This is a genomic window from Streptomyces sp. NPDC001668, assembly GCF_042893155.1.
Classification (GTDB): domain Bacteria; phylum Actinomycetota; class Actinomycetes; order Streptomycetales; family Streptomycetaceae; genus Streptomyces.
Genome location: NZ_JBIAUQ010000003.1, coordinates 589867 through 613394, shown reverse-complemented (window position 1 = coordinate 613394; position 23528 = coordinate 589867). Strand labels below are relative to the sequence as shown.

Sequence of the window (23528 nt, the reverse complement as noted above, 5' to 3'; positions counted from 1 at the left end):
GGAGAGTACTGAGACGTCCGCGCCCGATGGGGACAGTGAGCGCTTCCGGCGGGGGCGCTAGGGTCGGGAGCATGGCCGACACCCCTCTTGACCTTTCGCTGGACGCAGCCCAGCTCACCGCGCAGCTCGTCGACTTCCCCTCCGAGAGCGGTACCGAGAAGCCCCTCGCGGACGCGATCGAGGCCGCCCTGCGTGCCCTGCCGCACCTGACGGTCGACCGTCACGGCAACAACGTCGTCGCCCGCACGAACCTCGGCCGTCCGGAACGCGTCATCCTCGCCGGCCACATCGACACCGTGCCCATCGCGGGCAACGTGCCCTCCCGGCTCGACGACGAGGGCTACCTGTGGGGCTGCGGCACCTGCGACATGAAGTCCGGGGTCGCGGTACAGCTGCGGATCGCGGCGACCCTACCCGAGCCCAACCGCGACCTCACCTTCATCTTCTACGACAACGAAGAGGTCGCGGCCCACCTCAACGGCCTGGGACATGTGGCCGAGGCCCACCCCGAGTGGCTGGAGGGCGACTTCGCGGTCCTTTTGGAGCCGACGGACAACCAGGTCGAGGGCGGCTGCCAGGGAACCCTGCGGGTGCTGCTGACGTTCAAGGGAGAGCGTGCGCACTCCGCGCGCGCGTGGATGGGGTCCAACGCGATCCACAAGGCCGCGCCCGCCCTCGCGAAGCTGGCGGCCTACGAGCCGCGCAAGCCGGTGGTGGACGGTCTCGAGTTCCACGAGGGCCTCAACGCGGTGCGGGTGGAGGGCGGCGTGGCGACGAACGTCATCCCCGACTCCTGCACGCTCACGGTCAACTTCCGTTACGCCCCGGACCGCAGCGAGGCCGAGGCGGAGGCCTTCGTGCGGGACTTCTTCGCGGACTGCGGGGTCGACGAGTTCACCGTCGACGACCACACCGGCGGCGCCCGCCCCGGCCTCAACCACCCCGTCGCCCAGGCCTTCATGGCCGCGGTCGGGGGCGTCGCCCGCCCCAAGTTCGGCTGGACGGACGTGTCCCGCTTCAGCGCGCTGGGCGTGCCCGCGGTGAACTACAGCCCCGGTCAGCCGCTGCTCGCGCACAAGGTCGACGAGCGGGTGAAGGCGTCGCTGATCCCGGAGGCGGAGGAGAAGCTGCGGGCGTGGCTGACGGCGTGACGGCGGTTTGTGCCGTGGCGCTTCATGGCGGACACGCCTACGTCCCCCCTCCGTAACCCGCGTAGATCTACGCTGAGACGGAAAACCAGGCAAGCGGAGGGAGCGCACATGGCTACCGGGAACCCCGAGGGCAAGAAGCAGCCGCCGGAGGAGCAGCGCCTGGGACCTGTCCTCCGCAGGCGGGGGCAGGTCACGTCGAGCACGACCGACCAGCGCCTGCTGGACGCGGGCGGCCCCTCGGACTGGGTCCACACCGACCCCTGGCGCGTCCTGCGCATCCAGTCGGAGTTCATCGAGGGCTTCGGCACGCTCGCCGAACTCCCGCCCGCGATCAGCGTGTTCGGCTCGGCACGGACACCGGCGGACTCACCGGAGTACGAGGCGGGCGTGCGGCTGGGCCGGGGCCTGGTGGAGGCCGGCTTCGCCGTGATCACCGGCGGCGGCCCCGGCGCCATGGAGGCGGCCAACAAGGGCGCCTGCGAGGCGGGCGGCACCTCCGTCGGCCTCGGCATCGAGCTCCCCTTCGAGCAGGGGCTCAACCCCTACGTCGACATCGGCCTCAACTTCCGCTACTTCTTCGTCCGCAAGATGATGTTCGTGAAGTACGCGCAGGGTTTCGTGGTCCTGCCGGGCGGCCTCGGCACGCTGGACGAGCTGTTCGAGGCGCTGACGCTGGTCCAGACCCAGAAGGTCACCCGCTTCCCGATCGTCCTCTTCGGCAGGGAGTACTGGGGCGGCCTGGTCGACTGGCTCAAGAACACCCTGATCGCCCAGGGCAAGGCGTCGGAGAAGGACCTGCTGCTGTTCCACGTGACGGACGACGTGGACGAGGCCGTGGCACTGGTGTCCAAGGAGGCGGGACGCTAGCGCTGGGCTCGAACGGGACTTCGGAGGGGCTGGTCATCCAGCCCCTCCGGCGTTTGAGGAGCGGGGGTCGAAGGGGGCGGAGCCCCCTGGGGACGGGACGGGACGGGACGGGTAGGGGCGGCGGGCGGCGGGGGCGAAGGACTCCCTACGCCAGCCCCCGGCGAGCGACCGCCGGCGGCCGGTGCCCGGCGATCGACGCCACCATGTCCAGCACCTGCCGCGTCTCCGCGACCTCGTGCACCCGGTACACCTGAGCCCCCAGCCAGGCGGAGACCGCCGTCGTCGCCAGCGTCCCCACCACCCGCTCCTTCACCGGCTTGTCCAGGGTCTCGCCCACGAAGTCCTTGTTGGACAACGACACCAGCACCGGCCAGCCCGTCTCCACCATCTCCCCGAGCCGCCGGGTCGCCTCGAGACTGTGCCGGGTGTTCTTCCCGAAGTCGTGCCCGGGATCGATCAACACGGACTCCCGGGGCACCCCCAGCGCGACCGCCCGCTCGGCCAGCCCCACGGTCACCCGCAGGATGTCCGCCATGACGTCGTCGTACGTCACCCGGTGCGGCCGGGTACGAGGCTCCGCGCCCCCGGCGTGTGTACACACCAGCCCCACCCCGTACCGCGCGGCGACCTCGGCGAGCCCGGGATCCACCCCGCCCCACGCGTCGTTCAGCAGATCCGCCCCCGCCTCGCACACCGCCTCGCCGACCGACGCCCGCCAGGTGTCGACGCTGATGACCACGTCCGGGAACCGCCGCCGCACCTCCGCGACGAACCCGACGGTCCGCCGTGCCTCCTCCGCCGCCGACACCTCTTCGCCGGGACCGGCCTTGACCCCGCCGATGTCGATGATGGCGGCCCCTTCGGCGACCGCCTGCTCCACGCGCGCGAGGGCGGGCTCGTCGAGGAACGTGGCGCCCTGGTCGTAGAAGGAGTCGGGGGTCCGGTTCACGATCGCCATGATCACCGGCTCGTGCGCGTCGAATTCACGCCTGCCCAGCCTGAGCATCCCCTGTGACCTCACTTCGTACGTCCATGTGTTCGGCGTCTGCGGCCGCCTGCGACCCTAACTGTCAGACTCGCATGGCACGATCGGACCCTGACACATTCGACGCCGGCGGCCGGCCGCCGGCAGGGACCATGGGGACCTCAGCGATGGTTATGTTCTTGTTCCTGGTCATCGCGCTCGCGGTCGTGGTCGCCGCGGTGACGCTCGCCGTGGTGGGCGGCGGGGAGAGCGACGGCCCGCTGCCGGACGTCGCCCCCGAGCGGCTCCAGGACCCTCTGCCGCTGGACCGTCCCGTGAACCGCGCGGACATCGACGCCCTGCGCTTCCCGCTGACCGCCCGCGGCTACCGCATGGCGGACGTCGACGACGCGCTCAGCCGCCTCGGCGCGGAGCTGGCCGAGCGGGACGCGAGGATCGCCGACCTGGAGTCCGCGCTGGCCGGCGCCCAGGCGGCCCACGTCTCCATGGAGAAGCCGGACCACGGCCACGGGGAGCAGCAGTGAGCGACGGCACCGCCCTGGCCGGCCCGGACGGCGCCGCGCGCTGCCCCTGGGCCCTGTCCACGCCGGACTACGTGACCTACCACGACGAGGAGTGGGGCCGCCCGGTCCACGGCGACGACGCCCTCTACGAGCGGCTCAGCCTGGAGGCCTTCCAGTCCGGCCTGTCCTGGATCACCATCCTCCGCCGCCGCGAGGGCTTCCGGGCGGCCTTCGCGGGCTTCGAGATCGCCAAGGTGGCGACCTTCGGCGAGGCCGACCGCGACCGCCTGCTCCTCGACCCGGGGATCATCCGCAACCGCGCCAAGATCGACGCGACGCTGGCCAACGCGCGCGTGCTGGCCGAATGGTCCCCGGGCGAGCTGGACGAGCTGATCTGGTCCCACGCCCCGACCGCGCCCGCGGTCCCGAGGACCCTGGCGGACGTTCCCGCGGTCACCCCGGAGTCGACGGCGCTGTCCAAGGCCCTGAAGAAGCGCGGCCTGCGCTTCGTGGGCCCGACGACGGCGTACGCCCTGATGCAGGCCTGCGGACTGGTGAACGACCACCTGGAGACCTGCGTCGCGAGAACGGGCTGAGGCCTACCGGCCCAGGTACTCGGGCGCCTGCTTGTTCACGAACGCCTGTACGGCGATCGCGTGGTCCTCGGAGGCCCCCGCCCGCGCCTGCAGCTCGTCCTCCTTCTCCAGCGTCTCCGCCAGACTGTGCGACAGCGCGTACGCGAGGGACTCCTTGATCGCCCCGTACGCCACCGTCGGCCCCGAGGCCAGCGCCCGCGCCACCTTCTCCGCCTCGGCGGGCAGCTCGGTCGACGGCACGAGACGGTTCACGATGCCGAGCTCATGCGCGTCCCGAGCCGACATGGTCCGCGGGAAGAGGAGCAGATCGGCGGCGCGCGCCGGCCCCACCACCCGCGGCAGCGTCCACGAGATCCCGGAGTCCGCGGACAGCGCCACCCCCGCGAACGACGTGTTGAACGCTGCCGTGTCCGCCGCCACCCGGTAGTCCGCAGCCAGCGCGATGCCGAAGCCGGCGCCCGCCGCGACCCCGTTCACCCCGGCCACCACCGGCTTCGGCATCTCCGTCAGCGCGCGCACGACCGGGTTGTAGTGCTCCTTGACCGTGCTCATGACCTTCGCCGAGCCCTCGGCGAGCAGCCCGATGTGCTCCTTGAGGTCCTGCCCCACACAGAACGCCCGCTCCCCGGCGGCGGTGAGCAGCACCGCCCGTACGGCGTCGTCGGAGGCCGCCGATTCCACGGCCTCCCGCAGCGCGACCTTCGTGGCGATGTCGAGCGCGTTCATCGCCTCCGGCCGGTTCAGCGTGATCGTCGCGAGCCCGTCGTGCACCTCGTAGAGCACGGTGTCGGCCATGGCGTATCCCCTCCGGTGTGTCCGCTGCATGCGATGCCTGTATCGCTGCCTGTATTGATGTCCGTATCGATGTCCGAAGGACAGCATGGCGGAGATCGCCGTCCGGGGGCCGGACCGGACGTGTGACCTGCGTCAAAGAATTCTGAAGGGTTTATGGGCGACCGGGATCCGCGCGGTGGCGGAGTATCGCAGCCACATCGGCGAATTGAGTGGTTTTGCTCGCGCGCGTTGCCCAAGCGATGCCGACTGATGTTGGTCATCGGGTCCTGAGATGCGGGATAATGGCTTGGAAGCAATGTGTTCGATGCCGGTGTCGCGGGTCCCACTTTGACGCGCGTGCCCTCCCAGGGCCGTCGGCTTTGGCGATGAGCTGGTTTCAGGAAGGGGAACGAGCATGGCGGCCATGAAGCCGCGGACGGGCGATGGCCCGCTCGAGGTGACCAAGGAGGGGCGGGGCATTGTCATGCGCGTTCCGCTCGAAGGCGGCGGTCGGCTCGTCGTCGAGCTGACCCCGGACGAGGCCGACGCGCTCGGTGACGCCCTCAAGAAGGTCGTCGGCTGACGCGGAAGCGACCATACCCTTTCGGCTGCCCCGGCATCTCCTGAGGTGCCGGGGCAGCGCTTTGCCCGGCGGTTTCCACGAATGGCCGTACGGCGCCCACCCGGTCGCCGGGGCTCCGGGCCGCCGGCTCAGCGCTTGACGGCGCAGAGCAGCCCGTCGCCCACCGGCAGCAGCGACGGCACCAGCTCCTGGCTCTCGCGTACGGCCCGCAGCAGCTCCCTCAGGCGCAGCACCTCCGTGGGCTGCGGCCCCGAATCCACGGTGCGGCCGTTGGCGAAGACGCCCTCGAAGACCACCAGGCCACCCGGACGCAGCAGGCGCAACGATTCAGCGAGGTAGTCCATGACCTCCTGCCGGTCGCCGTCGCAGAAGACGAGGTCGTAGCCGGCGTCGGCGAGGCGGGGTAGGACCTCCAGGGCGCGGCCCGGGATGAAGCGGGCCCGGTTGCTGGCGAAACCGCAGGCGCGGAAGGCCTGGCGGGCGAACTGCTGGTGCTCCGGCTCGGGGTCGACGGTGGTCAGCACCCCGTCCGGGCGCATGCCGTGCAGCAGATGGATGCCGGAGACCCCGGTACCTGTGCCGATCTCGGCGACCGCCTTGGCGTCCACCGAGGCCGCCAGCAACCGCAGCGCCGCGCCCGCGCCGGGCGACACCGAGCGCAGCCCCGCCTCACGGGCCCGGTCACGGGCCCAGAGCAGCACTTCGTCCTCGGCGACGTAGGCGTCGGCGAACGCCCAGCTCGTCTGCCGGTTGCCGGTAATAACCCTCTCCTTGCCCCGTGGTTGCCTGGGCGTGACTGTATCCGTTGGCGTCGGGAACCCGCAGATGGGACCGGGCGTTTAGAGGGGTGGAGACGCACCCGGGGGGACACAGTTGGATCACGACGCCGAGCGGGCCCTCGAGCAACTGCTGACGCAGGGGACCGAGTGGTATCAGCCCAGATCAAATTCTCGTAAAACCGCTTATCCGGAGCTAACGGGCGAGGTGGCTATGGTAGGGGCTCCACTGGAGACAACCAGAGCCGACAGGGGAGGTGCGGCCGCACCTGGTGATCGTGGGGGAGTGCTGCGGCGCTTCCTCGGATCGGCGGGCAGGCCGAAATCCGTGAACGACACCGCTGACCACAGTCACGCCGGCGACTACGCCCAGACCGCGACCTTCACCACCGACGCGGACGGGCAGGCGTGGACTCCGCCCACCTGGGAGGAGATCGTCAGCACGCACAGCGGCCGCGTCTACCGCCTCGCGTACCGCCTCACCGGCAACCAGCACGACGCCGAGGACCTCACCCAGGAGGTCTTCGTCCGCGTCTTCCGCTCGCTGTCCACATACACACCGGGCACTTTCGAGGGCTGGCTGCACCGCATCACCACCAACCTCTTCCTGGACATGGTCCGCCGCAAGCAGCGCATCCGCTTCGACGCCCTCGGCGAGGACGCGGCCGAGCGACTGCCCAGCCGCGAGCCGTCACCCCAGCAGGTCTTCAACGACGCCCACTTCGACGCGGACGTCCAGCAGGCCCTCGACACCCTCGCGCCGGAGTTCCGCGCCGCGGTCGTCCTGTGCGACATCGAGGGACTGTCCTACGAGGAGATCGCCGCGACCCTGGGCGTCAAGCTCGGTACCGTGCGCTCGCGGATCCACCGCGGCCGTTCCCAGCTGCGCAAGGCCCTCGCCCACCGCTCACCCGAGGCCCGCGCCGAGCGCCGCTCCTTCATGGCCAGGGTCCCAGCGCTGGGAGGAGGGGGCGCGTCCGCGTGAGTGGATCACTGCCCAAACCCGGCGAGGGGAGCCTCGCGGAACAGCATCTGGGAGACCGACTCGCCGCCCTGGTGGACGGCGAGCTCGGTCATGCCACGCGGGAGCGCGTCCTCGCGCATCTCGCCACCTGCCCGAAGTGCAAGGCGGAGGCGGACGCCCAGCGCCGCCTGAAGAACGTCTTCGCGGAGGCCGCCCCGCCCCCGCCCTCCGAGAGCTTCCTGGCCCGTCTCCAGGGGCTGCCCGGAGGTGATCCGGAGGACGGCGACAGCTCGCCGTTCGGCGGGGGAGGACTCGGAGGACTGTCGGGACGACCCGGCGCCACCGGGGCCTTCGGGGTAAGACGTGGCGAGCGCTTCGCGTTCGACTACGTCCCCGCCCGCCCGCACGCCGGGGTGCTTCCGCCCGCCGCGGGCCGGGGCTTCCGCATCCATGACGTCAGCCGCCATGAGAGCGACCGCTCGGCCTCGCGCGGCATGCGGTTCGCGGTCGTCGCCGCCGGGGCGGTGTCGCTGGCCGCGATCGCGCTGGGCGGCGTCACCACCGGCATGCCGGGCGACACCGACGCCCGCGGGGCCGGCAGCAACGTGACCCCGGCGCGCACACCGGGCACCGGAGCCGTGGTGCCGGAGAACCAGCGCCGCCGTGGCGTGGGCCCGCTGCTCGCGCAGGAACAGGGCCAGCGGACGCTCGGTGACACCCCCATCGCCCCGACCACCGCGTCCGCGCCACTGCTGCCGGGCATCCCCGCCCAGGTGCAGGAGGCGGCCCTGCACACCGTCACGGCGCCCGTGCTGGCCGGCGCCGCCGCCATGTCCCCTCTCATACGTCCGCTCAGTGCCGCCCCGCCGCTCACCCTGACGTCCCTGTCCACCACACCGGACCTCACCGCCTCGGGCTCCCTCGCCGCACCCGTCACCCCCACCACGTCAGCGCTCCCACCCTCCGGCACCACCCGCTGACCCGCGCCCTGCTCCGCGGCGCGTGAACCTGGTTGAATCCACAGACAGGTCGACGTGCCGCACACCGCGGCCGGTCAGCTGCGGGGAGAGCATGGACGAGGGCACGCCCACAAAGGGGAAGTGGTGGAGCCGACCCAGGCCGCGGGGGGTTTCCGGGCCGGACGAGGGGGCTGCGCCGACGACTGACACGGCAGGGTCCGACGGTGACTTCTTGCTGAGGGCCCCGAGCGGTGAGGTGGGCCCGGAGGGCGACTACGAGCTCATGGCCCCGCAGGCCCCGTCCGTCACGGAGCCCGATGCCGAGCCGCTGCACGACTCCGACTCGTCCAGCACTCCGCCCTACGGCGTACCGGGCCCCTGGGCCCCCGCCCCGCCCGTCCAGCACCCGGCGACGGCCGCACCCGCACCCGCACCCAGCACAGCGGCACCGCCACCGTCACCGGCACCGGCGGCGCCCCTGGCCCCGCCCGCTTCAGCGCCATCGGCTGACGGCTTGCCCGGTTCCGCGACGCCCGGGACCCAGGGCACGGCGACACCCGCGCCGCCGACGGTCCAGCCGCCCGGCTCCGCCCCGGCCTCACACCTCAACGCGCCCCCGCCTCGCCCGACAGACCACCCCACAACCTCGCTCACCCCACCCCCCGCCCCCACCCCCTGGCAGAACTACGACCCCTGGGCCCCCGTCCCCGCGCCCCTGCAACAGACCGGTGCCGCCGTGGACACTCAGGGCGCCCGGCGTCGCCGGGCCCGCCGGGCGCTGCTCCTCGGTGCTCTCCTGCTCGCGCTCGTGGCGGGCGGGGTCGGCGGGGTCGTAGGGGCGTATCTCGAGCGCGAGGGCGTCGGAGGGGAGGTCGTGGAGTTGCCGCAGGCCGCGGAGGAGCCCAGTGGGCGGGCTCCCGACAGTGTCGCCGGGATCGCCGCCCGGTCCCTGCCCAGCGTCGTGACCCTGCATGTGAGCGGGGCCGCGGAGTCCGGGACCGGGACCGGCTTCGTGCTGGATGATCGCGGGCACATCCTCACCAACAACCACGTCGTGGAACCGGCAGGCGCCGACGGTGAGATATCGGTGACCTTTCAGAGCGGGGACACCGCCGAGGCCACCGTCGTGGGCCGGGACAGCGGGTACGACCTCGCCGTCGTCAAGGTGAGCGGTGTCGGCGGGCTGCGGCCCATGCCCCTCGGCAACTCCGACAACGTCCGGGTCGGCGACCCCGTCGTCGCCATCGGCGCGCCCTTCGACCTGGAGGGCACCGTCACCTCCGGCATCATCAGCGCGAAGGAACGGCCCATCACCTCCGGAGGCGGGAGCGGGGACGGCAGCGACCTGTCGTACGTCGACGCCCTGCAGACCGACGCCCCCATCAACCCCGGCAACTCCGGCGGCCCGCTCCTCGACTCCCGGGCCCGTGTCATCGGCATCAACTCCGCCATCCGTTCCGCCGACGACGGCGCGGGTTCCGGGAGCGGACAGGCCGGCTCGATAGGTCTCGGCTTCGCCATTCCCGTCAACCAGGCCAAGCGGGTCGCGGAAGAGCTGATCAACACCGGCAGGGCGACCCACCCGGTCATCGGCGTCACCCTCGACATGGGCTACGCCGGCGACGGCGCCCGCGTCGGGGCGAAGGCCGGTGACGGAGGACCCGCCGTGACCGAGGGCGGCCCTGGCGACCGGGCCGGGCTCCGGGCGGGCGATGTCATCACCGAGGTCGACGGCCGTCGTATCCACTCGGGCGACGAGCTCATCGTGAAGACCCGCGCCCACCGCCCCGGCGACCGCTTGGAGCTGACCGTGAAGCGCGACGGCAGGGAAAAGAACGTCTCGCTGGTCCTCGGATCCTCGGACGGCGGCTAAGAAAATCGAAAGAGAACCACGTCCCCGAATCCCGCTCCACAAGGCAAACAACCCGGAAAACCGCCCACCCGCCCGCACTCGGAGCCCCCGGGACAGTACCGGTCGTACGGGAACCCCAGGTACCGTGGACCCGGCCCGGACCACGGAAGACCGCACAGACCACCGAGGGCCGAGGACCGAGGACATCGCAAGGAGCTTCAGGTGTTCAATGACATAGGACCGCTCGAGCTGATCACGCTCGTTGTCCTCGCCGTGCTCGTCTTCGGTCCGGACAAGCTCCCGAAGGTCATCCAGGACGTCATGCGGACCGTGCGCAAGATCCGCGAGTTCTCGGAGAGCGCCAAGCAGGACATCCGCTCGGAGCTCGGCCCGGAGTTCAAGGACTTCGAGTTCGAGGACCTCAACCCCAAGACGTTCATCCGCAAGCAGCTGGACAACGACGAGCTGGGGCTCAAGGAGATCCGCAACGGCTTCGACCTGAAGAAGGAGATGGCCGAGGTCACCGACGCCGTGCACAGCACGGACACCTCGCCGTCCTCGTCTTCCTCGGGTGGCCGGATCGACATGACCAAGAAGCCCGAGGAGCTGGGCAAGGACGACCGCCCGCCCTTCGACGCGGACGCCACCTGAGCCGTACGCCCCACCGGAAGGCGCCTGCCGAGCAGTTCAGCTCGCGGGCGCCTTTTCCTCGTCGTACGTGACGCGTTTCATACCCCGCTCTCACCTCCCACGGCCCTCGTACGGCCGGAAGCCACCCTCCGTGTGCCCCGCGCGCCGGGCGGTTTCCGCGCAGCTCGCAGCGGTGTGGCTATGCTGCCGAGTTGTTGTGCGGGCCGTACGCGAACCAGCGACGCCGCCCGAAGGGGGGCGGGGCCGGTCCGGTCCGACGAGAGCTAGTAGGAGGCGTCCGGCACATGGAGACGACGAGTGGGGCAGTCGCGCAGGCGCCGGCCGCGGAGGGTGGCCAGCAGGTTCCCTCCGCCCGGCGCACGGTCGACGGCTACCTTCAGGCGCCCTTCCCCTGGTACGGGCTCGACGAGGCCTTCACGGGGCCGCGCTGGCTGATGCAGGTCGGCACCTCGGCCGACGGGGCCGTCGAGCACGGGTCGATCGGCCACGGTGACGAGCCCTCGGTGAAGAACGAGGCGGGCTCCACGGGGGAGCCGAAGGAGAAGTTCGCGGTCGTGGTGACCGTCGCCGCGAACCCCTCCCGCAGGAGCGCGGACGGCACCGGCCTGCTGGAGGCCACCTCGGTCTCCTCCGCCGCCTGGCTGGCCGGGGTGGGACTGCTGTCCTTCACCTGGCCCGGCCAGATGGACCACTCCCTGCGCGACGACTGGCTGGACCAGCAGACCGAGACGGCCTGGGTCCTGGCGGACGACCTCGAAGGGCCCGACTGGTCCACCCTGTCCCTCCCGGTGGACGGCGTGCCCACGCCGTTCCACTACCGGGAGTCGGAGTTCGGCTGGGTCCTCGCGGGCTCCACCCAGGAGGGGGTGCACGTGGGGGCGTACGGGAGAGGCATGAGCGCGTACGGGCTCGGGTTCGCGATGATCAAGGACATCTCGGCGTACGCCTAGCGCCCGGCGGGGCAGCGACGGTCCCTGCGGTGCCCCGGCATCCCTCCTACCGGCCGAACCGTCGCCGTACCCGCCGGACCTGGCGGTTGCCGGCGACCGCGTCGAGCAGCTTGCGTCCGGTGCCGGCCTCGTGGGCCGGGCCCTCCAGGCGCAGCAGGGTGCCGTCGCGGACGACGGCGTACGCGAGGGGGGCGTCCGTCTTCGGGAGGCTGACCGGGTGGCGCCCGGCCGGAAGCTTCAGACGGGCGGGCAGCCGCAGCACGGCCGTCGTCCCGCCGTCCTCCCCGGGCAGCAGCTCGGCGTCCACTGTCAGGGCGGACACGGTGACCTTGAGACGAGCCGCGGCGCTGTCCGGGCGCGCCGCCACATACGGCAGCGGCAGCGACCGCTCGCCCCGCGCGGTGTTCGCCGCGGCCGCACCTGCGCTGTCGGAGCCGAACCTGCGCTGGCGCTGGTCCACGTCGAGGGCGAGCTGACCGCTGCCCGTCCAGTACGGCAGCGCGAGCCGCCCACCGCTCAGCGCCGGGCCCGCGGCCGGAGTGCCGGGGACGCCGTCACCGCTGAGCCGGACCATCCGGTCGACGCCCAGCAGCTGGACGAACGCCCACACGTCGTGCACCCCACGCTCCAACGGCCGCCCGCCCGCGAGCAGTTCAGGGTCGAGGCGCAACTGTCCGGAGGCGACGACGCGTGTCCGCCCCTCCCCGCAGGGCTCCAGGCGCACCTCCAAGTCGCCCTCCGGGTACCACCAGTCCTCGCGGTCACGGTCCTTGACGACCAGTTCGGCGTACGCCAGCCGGAACGGATCGCGGACCTCCCAGCCGTCCTCGGTCCCCGGCACCCCGGCGAGCAGCTCCGGGTCCAGCCACCGCTTCCCGTCCCGCTCGATCAGCACCAGCGGCTCGCCGTCCCCGCGCAGCAGGTCCAGCGTGACGTCGGCGACCAGCCGGCCGTCCTCCCACCGCAGCCCCTCGACCGCGCTGCGGGCCTTGACCTGGCGGACGCGCTCGGCGAGGGCCACGGCCGCGTCGAAGTCGCCGCGTTCGAGGAGTTCGGCACGGAGGCGGGACACGGCGGGCAGCCCTTCGCGTACGGCCGCCGGGAACTCCTCGACGGCCAGCTTCCGGGCCGCCTCGAACCGCTCCCGCTGCTGGGCGGGGTCCTCGCGGAGGATCTCGGGTTCGCGGGTGCGGGAGAGGATCTCCACGTGGTAGAGCCTGTGCAGGAGGCGGTTCTGCAGCGCGTCGATGTCGTCGGACGGGGTCGTGCCGTCCTTGATCCGGCGCACGATGGTGCGGCAGTTGGACCAGAAGCCGTGGCGCGGGTTGAAGCGGTGCTGGGTGTTGTTGCCGCCGTCGTCCCGCTTCATCCAGTAGTAGCAGGGGTAGTCGGCGAGGACCGAGATCCGCTCGGCCTTCAGGTAGGCGGCGCTGACGAAGGCCAGGTCCTCCAGGATCCAGGGCCCCTCGGGGAAGCGCAGACCGTGCTCCTCGACGAAGGCGCGCCGGAACATCTTGTGCGGGGACATGCTCTGCATGAGCTCGTCGTTCTCGATCGTGCAGGCGTCCACCGTGTGCCGGAACAGCCGCCGGGGCCGCACCATCGTGCTGGACATCTTGCCGAGGACCACGTCGGCGTCGTTCCGCCTGGCGTGCTCGTACAGCTGCTCCAGGGCCTCGGGCCCGAGCATGTCGTCATGGTCGACGAACTGGATGTACTCGCCCTTGGCGTGCCGCATGCCGAGGTTGCGCGGCGCTCCCGGCCAGCCGGAGTTCGGCTGCGTGTGCACCTGGACGTTCGGATGCGCGGCGGCGATCTTCTCCAGCCGGGTCAGCGTGTCGTCCGTCGAGCCGTCGTCGACGTAGATGACCTCGTACTCGTCGGCGGGCAGACTCTGCCCGAGCAGCGACGGCGCGCACTCGTCGACGTACTTCCCGGTGTTGTAGACGGGGACGACGACGCTGACTTTGACTCTCGGCATTCCACGGACCCTACCGGGCCCGTGGAGCGCCTTCAGTCACGTACGTCTCAGAACTTGTTCTTGGGCGTGATCCCCAGCGAAAGCCCCGAAAGCCCCCGCTGCCGTCCCCCCAGCTTCCCGGCGATCCCGCGCAGCGCCGCACCCGCCGGAGAGTCCGGGTCGGTCAGCACCACCGGCTTGCCCTCGTCGCCGCCCTCGCGCAGGCGGACGTCGATCGGGATGGAGCCGAGGACCGGGACCGTCGCACCCGTGGTGCGGGTCAGGCCGTCGGCGACCGTCTGGCCGCCGCCCGTGCCGAAGACGTCGACCATCTCGCCGCAGTGCGGGCAGGGGAGGCCGGACATGTTCTCGACCACGCCGACGATCTTCTGGTGGGTCTGGACCGCGATGGAGCCGGCCCGCTCGGCGACCTCGGCTGCTGCCTGCTGAGGCGTGGTGACCACGAGGATCTCCGCGTTCGGGACCAGCTGGGCCACCGAGATCGCGATGTCGCCCGTGCCCGGGGGGAGGTCCAGGAGCAGGACGTCCAGGTCGCCCCAGTACACGTCCGCGAGGAACTGCTGGAGGGCCCGGTGGAGCATGGGGCCCCGCCACACCACAGGGGCGTTGCCCGGCGTGAACATGCCGATCGAGATGACCTTCACGCCGTTCGCGGACGGCGGCATGATCATGTTCTCGACCTGGGTCGGACGGCCGTCGGCGCCCAGCATGCGCGGCACCGAGTGGCCGTAGATGTCGGCGTCGACCACGCCCACCTTGAGACCGTCGGCCGCCATCGCCGCCGCCAGGTTGACCGTGACGGACGACTTGCCGACGCCGCCCTTGCCGGAGGCGACCGCGTAGACGCGGGTCAGGGAGCCGGGCTTGGCGAAGGGGACCTCGCGCTCGGTCTGGCCGCCTCGCAGGGCCGTCGCCAGCTCCTTGCGCTGCTCGTCGCTCATCACGTCGAGCGTGACGTCGACACGGGTGACGCCCTCGACGGCCGCGACCGCGTCCGTCACGCGCTGCGTGATCGTCTCGCGCATCGGACAGCCGGAGACCGTCAGGTACACGGTGACCGCGACCGCCCCGTCCGCGCCGATGTCGACCGACTTGACCATCCCGAGTTCCGTGATGGGCCGGTTGATCTCGGGGTCGTTCACCGTCGCCAGTGCCTCGCGCACCGCGTCTTCGCTAGCCATACAGACGATGGTACGGCGGTCACGGTCGCCCCCCGCACCCCCGTCAGTGGTCGTCTACGTCACGCCCGTGCGGCCGTTCTGCCGGGAATACGACATGCCCGTCCCGGTGCCGGGCCTCCAGCTCCTTCATCAGGTCCTGGAGCTCCGAGCGGATCCAGTCGCGGGTCGCCACCTCCCCGAGGCCGATCCTGAGCGAGGCGATCTCGCGGGTCAGGTACTCGGTGTCCGCGATCGACCGCTCGTTCTGCTTGCGGTCCTGTTCGAGGTTGACCCGGTCCCGGTCGTCCTGCCGGTTCTGCGCGAGCAGGATCAGCGGGGCGGCGTAGGAGGCCTGGAGGGACAGCATCAGGGTGAGGAAGATGAACGGGTAGTTGTCGAAGCGCAGGTCGACAGGCGCGAAGATGTTCCACAGCACCCACGCGATGATGACGACCGTCATCCAGACGATGAACCGTCCGGTGCCCAGGAAGCGGGCGATCCGTTCGGAGAGCCGTCCGAAGGCCTCCGGGTCCCATTCGGGGAGCAGCCTGCGGCGCGGTGAGCGCGGCTGGTCGAGGCGGGTGCGGGGACGGCCGGTCGCGGTGGCGCCGGAAGGGGTGCGCTCGCGGATGCCGGAAGTGGCGCGCTCGCGGTTCGGGGTCTCGCGCTCAGGCGTCATGGTGGGCCACCCCCTCCGCCCCCTCCGCGTCGAACTCCGTCTCCCGCCAGTCCTCGGGCAGCATGTGGTCGAGCACGTCGTCCACGGTCACCGCGCCGAGCAGCGAGCCCGAGTCGTCGACCACGGGCGCCGCGACCATGTCGTACGTCGCGAAGAACCCGGCGATCACCGGCAGCGTCGCGTCCGGGTCGAGGGCCTGGAGGTCGTCGTCGACGAGCGAGCTGACCAGGGTGTACGGGGGGTCGCGCAGCAGTCGCTGGAAGTGGACCGTGCCGAGGTACTTGCCGGTCGGGGTCTCGTCGGGCGCGCGGCACACGTAGACCTGGGCGGCGAGGGCGGGGGAGAGGTCGGGGTTGCGGACCCGGGCGAGCGCGTCGGCGACGGTCGCGTCCGGCCGCAGGACGATCGGTTCCGTCGTCATCAGACCGCCGGCCGTGTGCTCCTCGTACGCCATCAGGCGCCGCATGTCGGCCGCGTCGCCGGGCTGCATCAGGCTCAGCAGCCGCTCCTGCTCCTCGGTGGGGAGCTCGGCGAGCAGGTCGGCCGCGTCGTCGGGGTCCATGGCCTCCAGGACGTCGGCGGCCCGCTCCTCCTTCAGCTTGCCGAGGATCTCGATCTGGTCGTCCTCGGGGAGCTCCTCCAGTACGTCGGCCAGGCGGTCGTCGTCGAGAGCCGCGGCCACCTCGGCGCGCCGCTTGGGGGAGAGGTGGTGCAGGACGTTGGCGAGGTCGGCGGCGCGCAGCTGCTCGAAGGTGGCCAGGAGGCTCTCGGCGCCCTGTCCGTGCTCCTCCAGCGTGAAGCCGGTGACCGCGGACCACTCGACGGTCAGCGCCTCGCCCTTGCGCCGGAACGCCCCGCCCTTGCCGCCCTTGCGGACGAAGACGCGGTCGATCTCCCAGTCCCGGCGGGCCGGCAGGTGGTGCACCGAGGCGTCGAGGACGGTGACTTGTTCGTCGGTCTCCACGAGGGTGACGCGCCGGTCGAGGAGTTCGCCGAAGACCAGGCGCTCGGTGGGCCGTTGCTCGAAGCGGCGGACGTTGAGCACGCCGGTGGTGATGACCTGTCCGGACTCGATGCTCGTCACCCGGGTCATGGGCAGGAAGATGCGGCGCCGGGTGGACAGTTCGACGACGAGCCCGAGCACCCGCGGCGGCCGGCGCCCGACGCGCAGGACGACGACCAGATCGCGCACGCGTCCCACCTGGTCGCCGTTGGGATCGAAGACGGCGACACCGGCGAGGTGCGAGACGAAGATCCGGGGGGCTCCCGCTGCCATGGCTCTGCTTCCTTTGCGTACGGGGTGTTTCGTTCGTCGTTCGTTGTCCGGATTGCCCGCTCGGGAGGGCTTAAGGCTAGCCCGTACCGATCGGATACGCCCTGGTGAGGCGTCCGGACGGTCTGGCTCCGCCCGGGGCCCGGAGCCCCGGTACGCTGCCGTACGCCGCTGAAGGACCCTTGTCGGAAAGGCAGCCCCACCTGTGACCGCGATTCCCCAGGGCCGTGCCCGCAGGACCGTTGTGGTGGGCGCGATGTGCGCCCTGGTCGTGACGGGAACGGGCCTGACGGGCTGCAGCGAGGACCCCGACGCGGGCACCAACGGGGTCGGCAGACTGCCCGCCGACCAGATCCAGTCCAAGACGCGGGCGGCCGCCGAGTCCGCCGACGCGCTGCGCCTGTCGGGGAACGTGGTCACCAGCGGGCGCACATACAAACTCGACATGCGCCTGAAGTCCGACGGCGGCTCCGGATCGGTCACCGCGCAGGGGACCACCTTCCAGCTGCTGCGGATCGGCGAGGAGCTGTACCTGAAGGCCGGCGCGGGCTTCTGGGCCCAGGCCGACGGCAAGGGCGACGACTCGGACGCGGCCGCCGACAAGCTCGACGGCAAGTACGTGAAGGTGCCGCCGGGCGACCCGGCGTACAAGAAGTTCAGCGGTTTCACGGACAAGGACGTTCTCCTCGACGGGCTTCTGACGCTCCACGGCAGCCTGGACACCGACGGCCACCACGAGCAGGCGGGTACCCGCACGATCCGCATCACGGGTGACAAGGGCGACGGCGGCACGCTGGACGTCTCCCTGGAGGGGCAGCCGTACCCGCTGCGCCTGGCCCGGGCGGGCGGCGCCGGCACCCTCACTTTCTCGGCCTGGGGCAAGGACTTCCCGCTGACCGAGCCGAAGAAGGACGAGACGGTGGACTACGGCAAGCAACTGCCGGCGTCCTAGCGCGGCTGTCGGCGCCCTGGCGGCTGCCCGCGCCCTAGCGTTTGCGCCGCTTCATCAGCAGCCGCGGCAGCCCCGCGGGGATCGGCTCGCGCGTGGTCGCCGGTGTCGGCAGCGGCGGTTCGGCGAGGTCGCCGTCGGGGAGCGGTGCCGTGCTCCCGGTCGGCTCCAGCCGCAGCACCCGGCACTCGCGGGACCAGCGGTCCGTCATCGCCTCGCCGTCGGGGGCGTTGAGCCGCTTGCCCTTCAGCTCGGCGACCGCCGCGTCCCATGCCTCGGACCCGGGCGCCAGTTCCACGACCCGCGCCGCCCAGGAGACCAGCCGGCCCCCCTTGTCCTTGCTGCGGACGGTCACCTCGGCGGCGCCCCCGTCGGTCAGCCCCGGCAACGGCTGTTCACCGGGCCCGTCGCCGACCAGGCAGGCCGCACCCTCGTGCCACACATGCCACAGGGCGCGCGCCGGGCCTTCGGACCCCTTGACCCAGATGAGGCCGGACTTCTTGGTGGCCTCTTCCACAAGGGCGCGGTCGAGCAGCTCGCTGGTCATGCCGGCCACTCTAGAGCCAGCCGTTGCGCTTGAGGGTGCGGTGGATGCCCAAGCAGATGACACCGGTGATCGCCATGATCACGGGGTAGCCGAACCGCCAGTGCGTCTCCGGCATGTAGTCGAAGTTCATGCCGTAGACCCCGCACACCATCGTCGGTACGGCGATGATCGCGGCCCAGGACGTGATCTTCCGCATGTCCTCGTTCTGCGCGACGGACGCCTGCGCGAGGTTGGCCTGGAGGATCGAGTTGAGCAGCTCGTCGAAGCCGAGGACCTGCTCCTGGACGCGCGCGAGGTGGTCGGCGACGTCCCGGAAGTACTTCTGGATGTCGGGGTCCACCAGCCGCATCGGCCGCTCGCTGAGCAGCTGCATGGGCCGCAGCAGCGGGGCCACCGCGCGCTTGAACTCCAGCACCTCACGCTTGAGCTGGTAGATCCGGGCCGAGTCGACACCGCGGGAGACCTTGCCGCCGCGTCCCGGGGTGAACACCTCGGTCTCCACCTCGTCGATGTCGTCCTGCACCGCGTCGGCGACCGCCACATAGCCGTCCACGACATGGTCGGCGATCGAGTGCAGCACCGCCGAGGGGCCCTTGGCCAGCAGCTCGGGGTCGTCCTGGAGGCGGTGGCGCAGCGCCCTGAGCGAGCCCTGGCCGCCGTGCCGGACCGTGATGAAGAAGTCCCGGCCGGTGAAGCACATGACCTCGCCGGTCTCGACGATCTCGCTGTTGGCGGTGAGTTCGTCGTGCTCGACGTAGTGGATCGTCTTGAACACGGTGAACAGGGAGTCGTCGTAGCGCTCCAGCTTGGGCCGCTGGTGGGCCTGGACGGCGTCCTCGACGGCGAGCGGGTGCAGACCGAACTCGCTTGCGATACCGGAGAATTCGGCCTCGCTCGGCTCGTGCAGGCCGATCCACACGAACCCGCCGTCACGACGGACCTGGCGCATCGCCTCGTGCGGGCTCAGCTGGGCGTCGGTCTCCATGCGCCGGCCGTCGCGGTAGACGGCGCAGTCGACGACGGCGGAGGGCGTCGAGGGGTCGCGCGTCGCGTCGTACGCGCCGGTGTCCTTGCGCAGCGAGGGACGCGACGGGCGTACGGCGGCACGCAGGTCACGGATCATCGACATGGCAGGCTCCTTCGTGACGGGCAACAAAGGGCCCCGGCGACGGGTGGAACTACCCGGAATGAGGACGTCCTGCAAGGGGTATCCCCGCCCTTGAGGCAGGGGAAGGGTGTTTGGCACGTCCACAAAGCGGGGAGCACCGCACCATCGCGGTGGCGGACTTCGTTGCTGGAGTACTGATTCAGCTACTGCTACAGATCGGACAGATCAGGCAAAACGACGAAGTGCTCTTCCGCACGAAGACGCGAACGTGAAAGGCGGCGGTTGCCGAAAGTCACAGAGCTGCATCAGCGGCCGGAAGAACGAGTGGTACTACCAGGTCGACTTCGATCCATGACAGCCCCACCTCCTCCGGCCGGTCCCTCGTAAGGGACGATCCATTCCCGTAAGGGAGTCTCACAAAGCGTCGGGGCTCGATCGCGACGCTTCTGCGTGCTGCCCCGACGACCGGGCCAGAGTATCAGCAGGCCGAAGTGTCAAGGCGCTGCTTTGCCTGGTGCTGACGAGTTCTATGCTCGCGGCATGGCAGATGTTCTTCCTCTGGTCGAGGCCCGGTTGCGCAGCGCGCTGGGCGAGCCGGACGCGCGCGCGGCGGTCACCTTCCTCGGTACGGACCGCATCGAGGTGCTCCGCTTCACCGACGGGGACGTCGTCCGCTACGCCACCCTCGGCATGTCCGCCCAGCCGATGGGCGACCCCACCGCGATGCTCGCCGACCCGGTCAAGGGCCCGCGCGCCGAACTGCTGATCTCGGTACGCGCGGGACTCGCCGACACCGACAAGGTGCTCCGCCCGCTCGCCGTGCTCGCCGCGTCCCCGCAGGTGGAGGGCGTGGTCGTGGCTCCGGGCGCCTCGCTGGACGTGGGTGAACCCCTGTGGCCCGGCGCCCCGTTCACCTCGGTCCTGGTCGCCGAGCCGGGCGGACTGGTCGAGGACCTCGAACTCGACGAGCCCCTCGACCCGGTCCACTTCCTGCCGTTGCTCCCCATGACGCCGAACGAGGCCGCCTGGAAGCGTGTGCACGGCGCCCAGGCCCTCCAGGAGCGCTGGCTGACGCACGGGACGGACCTGAGGGATCCGTCCCGCAAGTCCGTCCCGCTGGAGTGACCCTCGCGTGAGCAAGGTCACCAAGTGGTGGCCGGAAGCCGTCAGTTGGCGAACACGGTGACACTGTCCTCGACCGCGTGCTTCGGCTCCAGTTCCTCCGCCTCGTGGGTGAGCGCCTTGCGCCGTACGACGACCACGAGCGCGCCCAGCACCGCGGTCACCGCCGCCACCACGAACGGGATGTGGATGTTCGTCCACTCCTCGATCTTCGGCGCGAAGTAGGGCGCCGCGGCCGCCGCGAACCAGCGCACGAAGTTGTAGCCCGCGCTCGCTACGGGGCGCGGGGCGTCCGACACGCCGAGCGCCAGTTCCGTGTAGACGGTGTTGTTCACGCCGATGAAGGCGCCGGACAGGATCGTGCAGACGATGGCCGCGGTGTGGTTGCCGTAGCCGAGGACCAGCACGTCGAGCGCGAGCAGGACGAGCGAGCCGCCGAGCACCTTCAGGGAGCCGAACCGCTCCTGGAGGCGCGGCGCGGCGAACACCGAGAAGACGGCGAGCAGCACACCCCAGGCGAAGAACACGGCACCCGACTTGTACGGGGTCATGTCCAGCACGAACGGCGTGAAGGCCAGCACGGTGAAGAACGTGTAGTTGTAGAAGAAGGACGACACCGCGGCCGAGGCGAGCCCGCCGTGGCCGAGCGCCTTGATCGGGTCCAGCAGGGACGTCTTGCGGGCCGGCTTCGGCTGCTCCTTGAGGAACACCGTGATGCACAGGAAGCCGACGGCCATCAGGAAGGCCGTGCCGAAGAACGGGTAGCGCCAGCTGGCGTCACCGAGCAGGGCGCCGAGCAGCGGGCCGCACGCCATGCCGAGGCCGAGGGCGGACTCGTACAGCAGGATCGCCGCCGCGCTGCCGCCCGCCGCCGCGCCGACGATGACGGCGAGGGCCGTGGAGACGAACAGGGCGTTGCCCAGGCCCCAGCCGGCCCGGAAGCCGACCAGTTCCCCGACCGAGCCCGAGGTGCCCGCGAGCCCCGCGAAGACCACGACGAGGGCGAGGCCGAGCAGCAGGGTCTTCCTGCCGCCGATGCGGCTGGAGACGAAGCCGGTGAACAGCATCGCGATCGCGGTGATCAGGAAGTACGAGGTGAACAGGAGGGAGACCTGGCTCGCCGTGGCGTCCAGGCCCTTCGCGATCGACGGCAGGATCGGGTCCACGAGTCCGATGCCCATGAAGGCGACGACGGACGCGCCCGCCGTCGCCCACACGGCCTTCGGCTGGCGCAGGAGGCCGCCGGCTCCCGCATCGAAGGCGTCCATGGTCTTTCCTCCACTGGTCGAGATAGTTGGTATATGCACACAGTACGTTAGGTCGGCTAATTAATGCAAGCTACATCTAGTTCTGCCCGGTGGGCCGGCGTGAACCGCTTCCGCCCGGACGGGTGATCGTCCTTGACGTGAGGGGGCGAGGGTAGGACCGTGGGGCCCTATGAGGGGCGAACCCAGTTGCCCGAAGTGTGGTGGCCGGGTCAGGGCTCCCGGACTCTTCGCCGATACCTGGCAGTGCGATGTGCACGGGACGGTGCATCCGCTGCAGCCCGTGATCCCGCCCAGCGTCGAGGCCCTCGATGTCGTGGTGCACCGCACGCAGGTGCCGGTGTGGATGCCGTGGCCGCTGCCGGTCGGCTGGCTGTTCACGGGTGTGGCCTGCGCGGGTGACGACCGCAGCGGCGGTCGCGCCACGGCTGTGGCGTGCACCGGACCCGGGCCGCTCGGGGGTGTCGGCGAGCTGATCCTGGTGGCCGAGGAGCTCGGTGTCGGGCTCGGGGCGCGCTACGCGGGCATCGACGGGCCGGATCCGGGGCCTTACATGAGCGTGGAGAAGCCGGCGCAGGCCAAGGTGCTCGCCGCCGGCCGGCCGACGCCGCTGTGGCATGTCGCCGGGGCGCCGGAGGACCGCGCGGTGTTCGCCGGAGAGGCGCTGGGGCTGTGGCTGTGGGCGGTCGTTTGGCCCGAGCAGTCCGGGCTGCTGATGTACGACGAGCTGGTGCTGACGGATCTGCGGGACGCGGGGGCGGAAGTGGAACTGGTGCCCTGCGGGGCGTTGTCGCCGCGACTGCTGAAGCCCTGACTGTAGGGGTTGTACCCCCGCTGCGGGTGTGACAGGGGAGCCGGAAAATCCGGTTATCCTTGAGCGTCCTCATCTGTTCCGTCGGCGTCTGGAGTCCGTGTCGTGCGTGTCGATCTGCACTGTCACTCCACGGCGTCAGACGGCACCGACACCCCCGCTGAGCTGGTGCGCAACGCCGCCGCTGCCGGGCTGGACGTCGTCGCCCTCACCGATCACGACACCACCCGCGGGTACGCCGAGGCCCTGGCCGCGCTGCCCGCCGGACTGACCCTCGTCACCGGAGCCGAGCTGTCCTGCCGGATCGACGGGGTGTCCATGCACATGCTGGCCTACCTGTTCGACCCCGAGGAGCCGGAGCTGCTCGCCGAGCGGGAACTGGTGCGGGACGACCGGGTGCCCCGGGCCCGGGCGATGGTGGCCAGGCTTCAGGAGCTGGGTGTGCCGGTCACCTGGGAGCAGGTGGCGCGGATCGCCGGGGACGGGTCCGTCGGGCGGCCGCACGTCGCCACCGCGCTCGTCGAGCTCGGGGTCGTGGCGAGCGTGGACGACGCCTTCACGACCGACTGGCTGGCCGACGGCGGCCGCGCCCACGTGGCGAAGCACGAGACCGACCCCTTCGAGGCCATCCGCCTGGTCAAGGGCGCCGGCGGAGTCACCGTGTTCGCCCACCCGGGCGCGAGCAAGCGCGGTCACACCGTCCCGGAGTCCGCGATCGCCGAGATGGCCGCAGCCGGGCTCGACGGCATCGAGGTCGACCACATGGACCACGACGAGGACACCCGCGTACGACTGCGCGGACTCGCCGCCGACCTGGGACTGCTCGTCACCGGCTCCAGCGACTACCACGGCAGCCGCAAGACGGTCGCCCTCGGCGAGTACACGACGGACCCCGAGGTGTACGGGGAGATCACGCGCCGGGCGACGGGTGCGTTCCCCGTCCCGGGCACCGGCGGAATCTGACGCCCGACACCGCTTCCCCTCACCGGCGTACGGGCCGTAAGCGTGCCCCGCGCCGTGTA

The 23528-nt window shown here is 71.2% G+C and carries 25 protein-coding genes; 15 read left to right on the top strand and 10 right to left on the bottom strand.

The genetic code is table 11. The features are described 5' to 3' along the window. Nucleotides 1-71: 71 nt before the first annotated feature. Both dapE and ACFYZ8_RS12480 read left to right on the top strand, forming a co-directional pair. On the top strand, nt 72-1151 hold the full coding sequence (gene dapE / locus ACFYZ8_RS12485) for a succinyl-diaminopimelate desuccinylase (protein ID WP_359030197.1): 1080 nt from the start codon (nt 72-74) through the stop codon (nt 1149-1151). A gap of 108 nt (nt 1152-1259) precedes the next feature. After that, nucleotides 1260-2018: a TIGR00730 family Rossman fold protein gene (locus ACFYZ8_RS12480; RefSeq protein ID WP_359030198.1), complete on the top strand. Its 759-nt coding sequence runs from the start codon at nt 1260-1262 to the stop codon at nt 2016-2018. 145 nt (nt 2019-2163) lie between these two features. Here the strand turns inward: ACFYZ8_RS12480 and folP are convergent, their stop codons facing one another. Beyond that, complete coding sequence (folP, locus tag ACFYZ8_RS12475; protein WP_359030331.1) at nt 2164-3024, bottom strand: dihydropteroate synthase; 861 nt, start codon at nt 3022-3024, stop codon at nt 2164-2166. Nucleotides 3025-3170: 146 nt separating this feature from the next. Between folP and ACFYZ8_RS12470 the strand changes: the two genes are divergently transcribed. Together ACFYZ8_RS12470 and ACFYZ8_RS12465 are read left to right on the top strand one after the other, a co-directional pair. Beyond that, nucleotides 3171-3527 (top strand): DivIVA domain-containing protein, encoded by a 357-nt coding sequence (locus ACFYZ8_RS12470; protein WP_359030199.1) that lies wholly within the window; start codon nt 3171-3173, stop codon nt 3525-3527. Continuing rightward, a complete protein-coding gene (locus ACFYZ8_RS12465; protein WP_388534773.1) occupies nt 3524-4102 on the top strand; it encodes a DNA-3-methyladenine glycosylase I in 579 nt (192 codons plus the stop codon). The genes ACFYZ8_RS12470 and ACFYZ8_RS12465 overlap by 4 nt, the downstream gene beginning before the upstream one ends. Nucleotides 4103-4105: 3 nt before the next feature. On the opposite strand, the gene ACFYZ8_RS12460 is transcribed toward ACFYZ8_RS12465, so the two are convergent. Next, entirely contained in the window at nt 4106-4897 is a 792-nt protein-coding gene (locus ACFYZ8_RS12460) for an enoyl-CoA hydratase-related protein (RefSeq protein ID WP_359030201.1), read from the bottom strand. A gap of 85 nt (nt 4898-4982) precedes the next feature. On the opposite strand from ACFYZ8_RS12460, the gene ACFYZ8_RS12455 reads away from it, so the two are divergent. Next, the gene (locus ACFYZ8_RS12455) at nt 4983-5147 is read left to right on the top strand and encodes a hypothetical protein (protein ID WP_359030202.1); all 165 of its coding nucleotides are present in this window, start codon (nt 4983-4985) and stop codon (nt 5145-5147) included. Nucleotides 5148-5291: 144 nt separating this feature from the next. After that, nucleotides 5292-5459 carry a DUF3117 domain-containing protein gene (locus ACFYZ8_RS12450; RefSeq protein ID WP_003966491.1) on the top strand — a complete coding sequence of 56 codons (168 nt, stop codon included), beginning with the start codon at nt 5292-5294 and terminating at the stop codon, nt 5457-5459. A 128-nt stretch (nt 5460-5587) separates the two neighbouring features. On the opposite strand, the gene ACFYZ8_RS12445 is transcribed toward ACFYZ8_RS12450, so the two are convergent. Beyond that, a complete protein-coding gene (locus ACFYZ8_RS12445; protein ID WP_359030332.1) occupies nt 5588-6220 on the bottom strand; it encodes an O-methyltransferase in 633 nt (210 codons plus the stop codon). A gap of 301 nt (nt 6221-6521) precedes the next feature. Here ACFYZ8_RS12445 and sigE point away from each other — a divergent pair, with 301 nt between their 5' ends. From sigE to ACFYZ8_RS12420, 5 genes are all read left to right on the top strand, one after another. Then, nucleotides 6522-7220, top strand: a complete 699-nt coding sequence (gene sigE / locus ACFYZ8_RS12440) for an RNA polymerase sigma factor SigE (RefSeq protein WP_359030203.1) — start codon at nt 6522-6524, stop codon at nt 7218-7220. Then, the gene (locus tag ACFYZ8_RS12435) at nt 7217-8179 is read left to right on the top strand and encodes an anti-sigma factor family protein (RefSeq protein ID WP_388534768.1); all 963 of its coding nucleotides are present in this window, start codon (nt 7217-7219) and stop codon (nt 8177-8179) included. Before sigE ends, ACFYZ8_RS12435 begins: the two co-directional genes overlap by 4 nt. A gap of 91 nt (nt 8180-8270) precedes the next feature. Next, nucleotides 8271-10031 (top strand): trypsin-like peptidase domain-containing protein, encoded by a 1761-nt coding sequence (locus ACFYZ8_RS12430; protein WP_388534765.1) that lies wholly within the window; start codon nt 8271-8273, stop codon nt 10029-10031. A gap of 201 nt (nt 10032-10232) precedes the next feature. Continuing rightward, the gene (locus ACFYZ8_RS12425; protein WP_007384517.1) at nt 10233-10661 is read left to right on the top strand and encodes a sec-independent translocase; all 429 of its coding nucleotides are present in this window, start codon (nt 10233-10235) and stop codon (nt 10659-10661) included. 284 nt (nt 10662-10945) lie between these two features. Then, the gene (locus ACFYZ8_RS12420; protein ID WP_037719833.1) at nt 10946-11611 is read left to right on the top strand and encodes a hypothetical protein; all 666 of its coding nucleotides are present in this window, start codon (nt 10946-10948) and stop codon (nt 11609-11611) included. A 46-nt stretch (nt 11612-11657) separates the two neighbouring features. Here the strand turns inward: ACFYZ8_RS12420 and ACFYZ8_RS12415 are convergent, their stop codons facing one another. From ACFYZ8_RS12415 to ACFYZ8_RS12400, 4 genes are read right to left on the bottom strand one after another with little or no spacing between them, the layout of a single operon-like run. Continuing rightward, nucleotides 11658-13592 carry a glycosyltransferase family 2 protein gene (locus tag ACFYZ8_RS12415; RefSeq protein WP_388534761.1) on the bottom strand — a complete coding sequence of 645 codons (1935 nt, stop codon included), beginning with the start codon at nt 13590-13592 and terminating at the stop codon, nt 11658-11660. Between the two features lie 47 nt (nt 13593-13639). Then, nucleotides 13640-14773 carry an Mrp/NBP35 family ATP-binding protein gene (locus ACFYZ8_RS12410; protein WP_280849484.1) on the bottom strand — a complete coding sequence of 378 codons (1134 nt, stop codon included), beginning with the start codon at nt 14771-14773 and terminating at the stop codon, nt 13640-13642. A gap of 43 nt (nt 14774-14816) precedes the next feature. After that, on the bottom strand, nt 14817-15431 hold the full coding sequence (locus tag ACFYZ8_RS12405; protein WP_388534757.1) for a DUF1003 domain-containing protein: 615 nt from the start codon (nt 15429-15431) through the stop codon (nt 14817-14819). Next, nucleotides 15421-16707 carry a magnesium transporter MgtE N-terminal domain-containing protein gene (locus ACFYZ8_RS12400; RefSeq protein ID WP_359030207.1) on the bottom strand — a complete coding sequence of 429 codons (1287 nt, stop codon included), beginning with the start codon at nt 16705-16707 and terminating at the stop codon, nt 15421-15423. Before ACFYZ8_RS12400 ends, ACFYZ8_RS12405 begins: the two co-directional genes overlap by 11 nt. Before the next feature lie 202 nt (nt 16708-16909). On the opposite strand from ACFYZ8_RS12400, the gene ACFYZ8_RS12395 reads away from it, so the two are divergent. Continuing rightward, nucleotides 16910-17656, top strand: coding sequence for a hypothetical protein (locus tag ACFYZ8_RS12395; RefSeq protein WP_388534754.1), 747 nt, complete (start codon nt 16910-16912; stop codon nt 17654-17656). 34 nt (nt 17657-17690) lie between these two features. Here ACFYZ8_RS12395 and ACFYZ8_RS12390 read toward each other — a convergent pair whose 3' ends face one another. Continuing rightward, nucleotides 17691-18200 carry a hypothetical protein gene (locus tag ACFYZ8_RS12390; protein WP_388534751.1) on the bottom strand — a complete coding sequence of 170 codons (510 nt, stop codon included), beginning with the start codon at nt 18198-18200 and terminating at the stop codon, nt 17691-17693. Nucleotides 18201-18210: 10 nt separating this feature from the next. Continuing rightward, entirely contained in the window at nt 18211-19329 is a 1119-nt protein-coding gene (locus ACFYZ8_RS12385; RefSeq protein WP_359030210.1) for a magnesium and cobalt transport protein CorA, read from the bottom strand. A 519-nt stretch (nt 19330-19848) separates the two neighbouring features. Between ACFYZ8_RS12385 and ACFYZ8_RS12380 the strand changes: the two genes are divergently transcribed. Further along, nucleotides 19849-20433 (top strand): suppressor of fused domain protein, encoded by a 585-nt coding sequence (locus tag ACFYZ8_RS12380; RefSeq protein ID WP_359030211.1) that lies wholly within the window; start codon nt 19849-19851, stop codon nt 20431-20433. 41 nt (nt 20434-20474) lie between these two features. On the opposite strand, the gene ACFYZ8_RS12375 is transcribed toward ACFYZ8_RS12380, so the two are convergent. Beyond that, complete coding sequence (locus tag ACFYZ8_RS12375; RefSeq protein ID WP_359030212.1) at nt 20475-21698, bottom strand: MFS transporter; 1224 nt, start codon at nt 21696-21698, stop codon at nt 20475-20477. A 169-nt stretch (nt 21699-21867) separates the two neighbouring features. Here ACFYZ8_RS12375 and ACFYZ8_RS12370 point away from each other — a divergent pair, with 169 nt between their 5' ends. Together ACFYZ8_RS12370 and ACFYZ8_RS12365 are read left to right on the top strand one after the other, a co-directional pair. Further along, complete coding sequence (locus ACFYZ8_RS12370; protein WP_359030213.1) at nt 21868-22509, top strand: DUF6758 family protein; 642 nt, start codon at nt 21868-21870, stop codon at nt 22507-22509. Between the two features lie 102 nt (nt 22510-22611). Continuing rightward, complete coding sequence (locus ACFYZ8_RS12365) at nt 22612-23469, top strand: PHP domain-containing protein (RefSeq protein WP_388534747.1); 858 nt, start codon at nt 22612-22614, stop codon at nt 23467-23469. Nucleotides 23470-23528 lie beyond the last annotated feature (59 nt).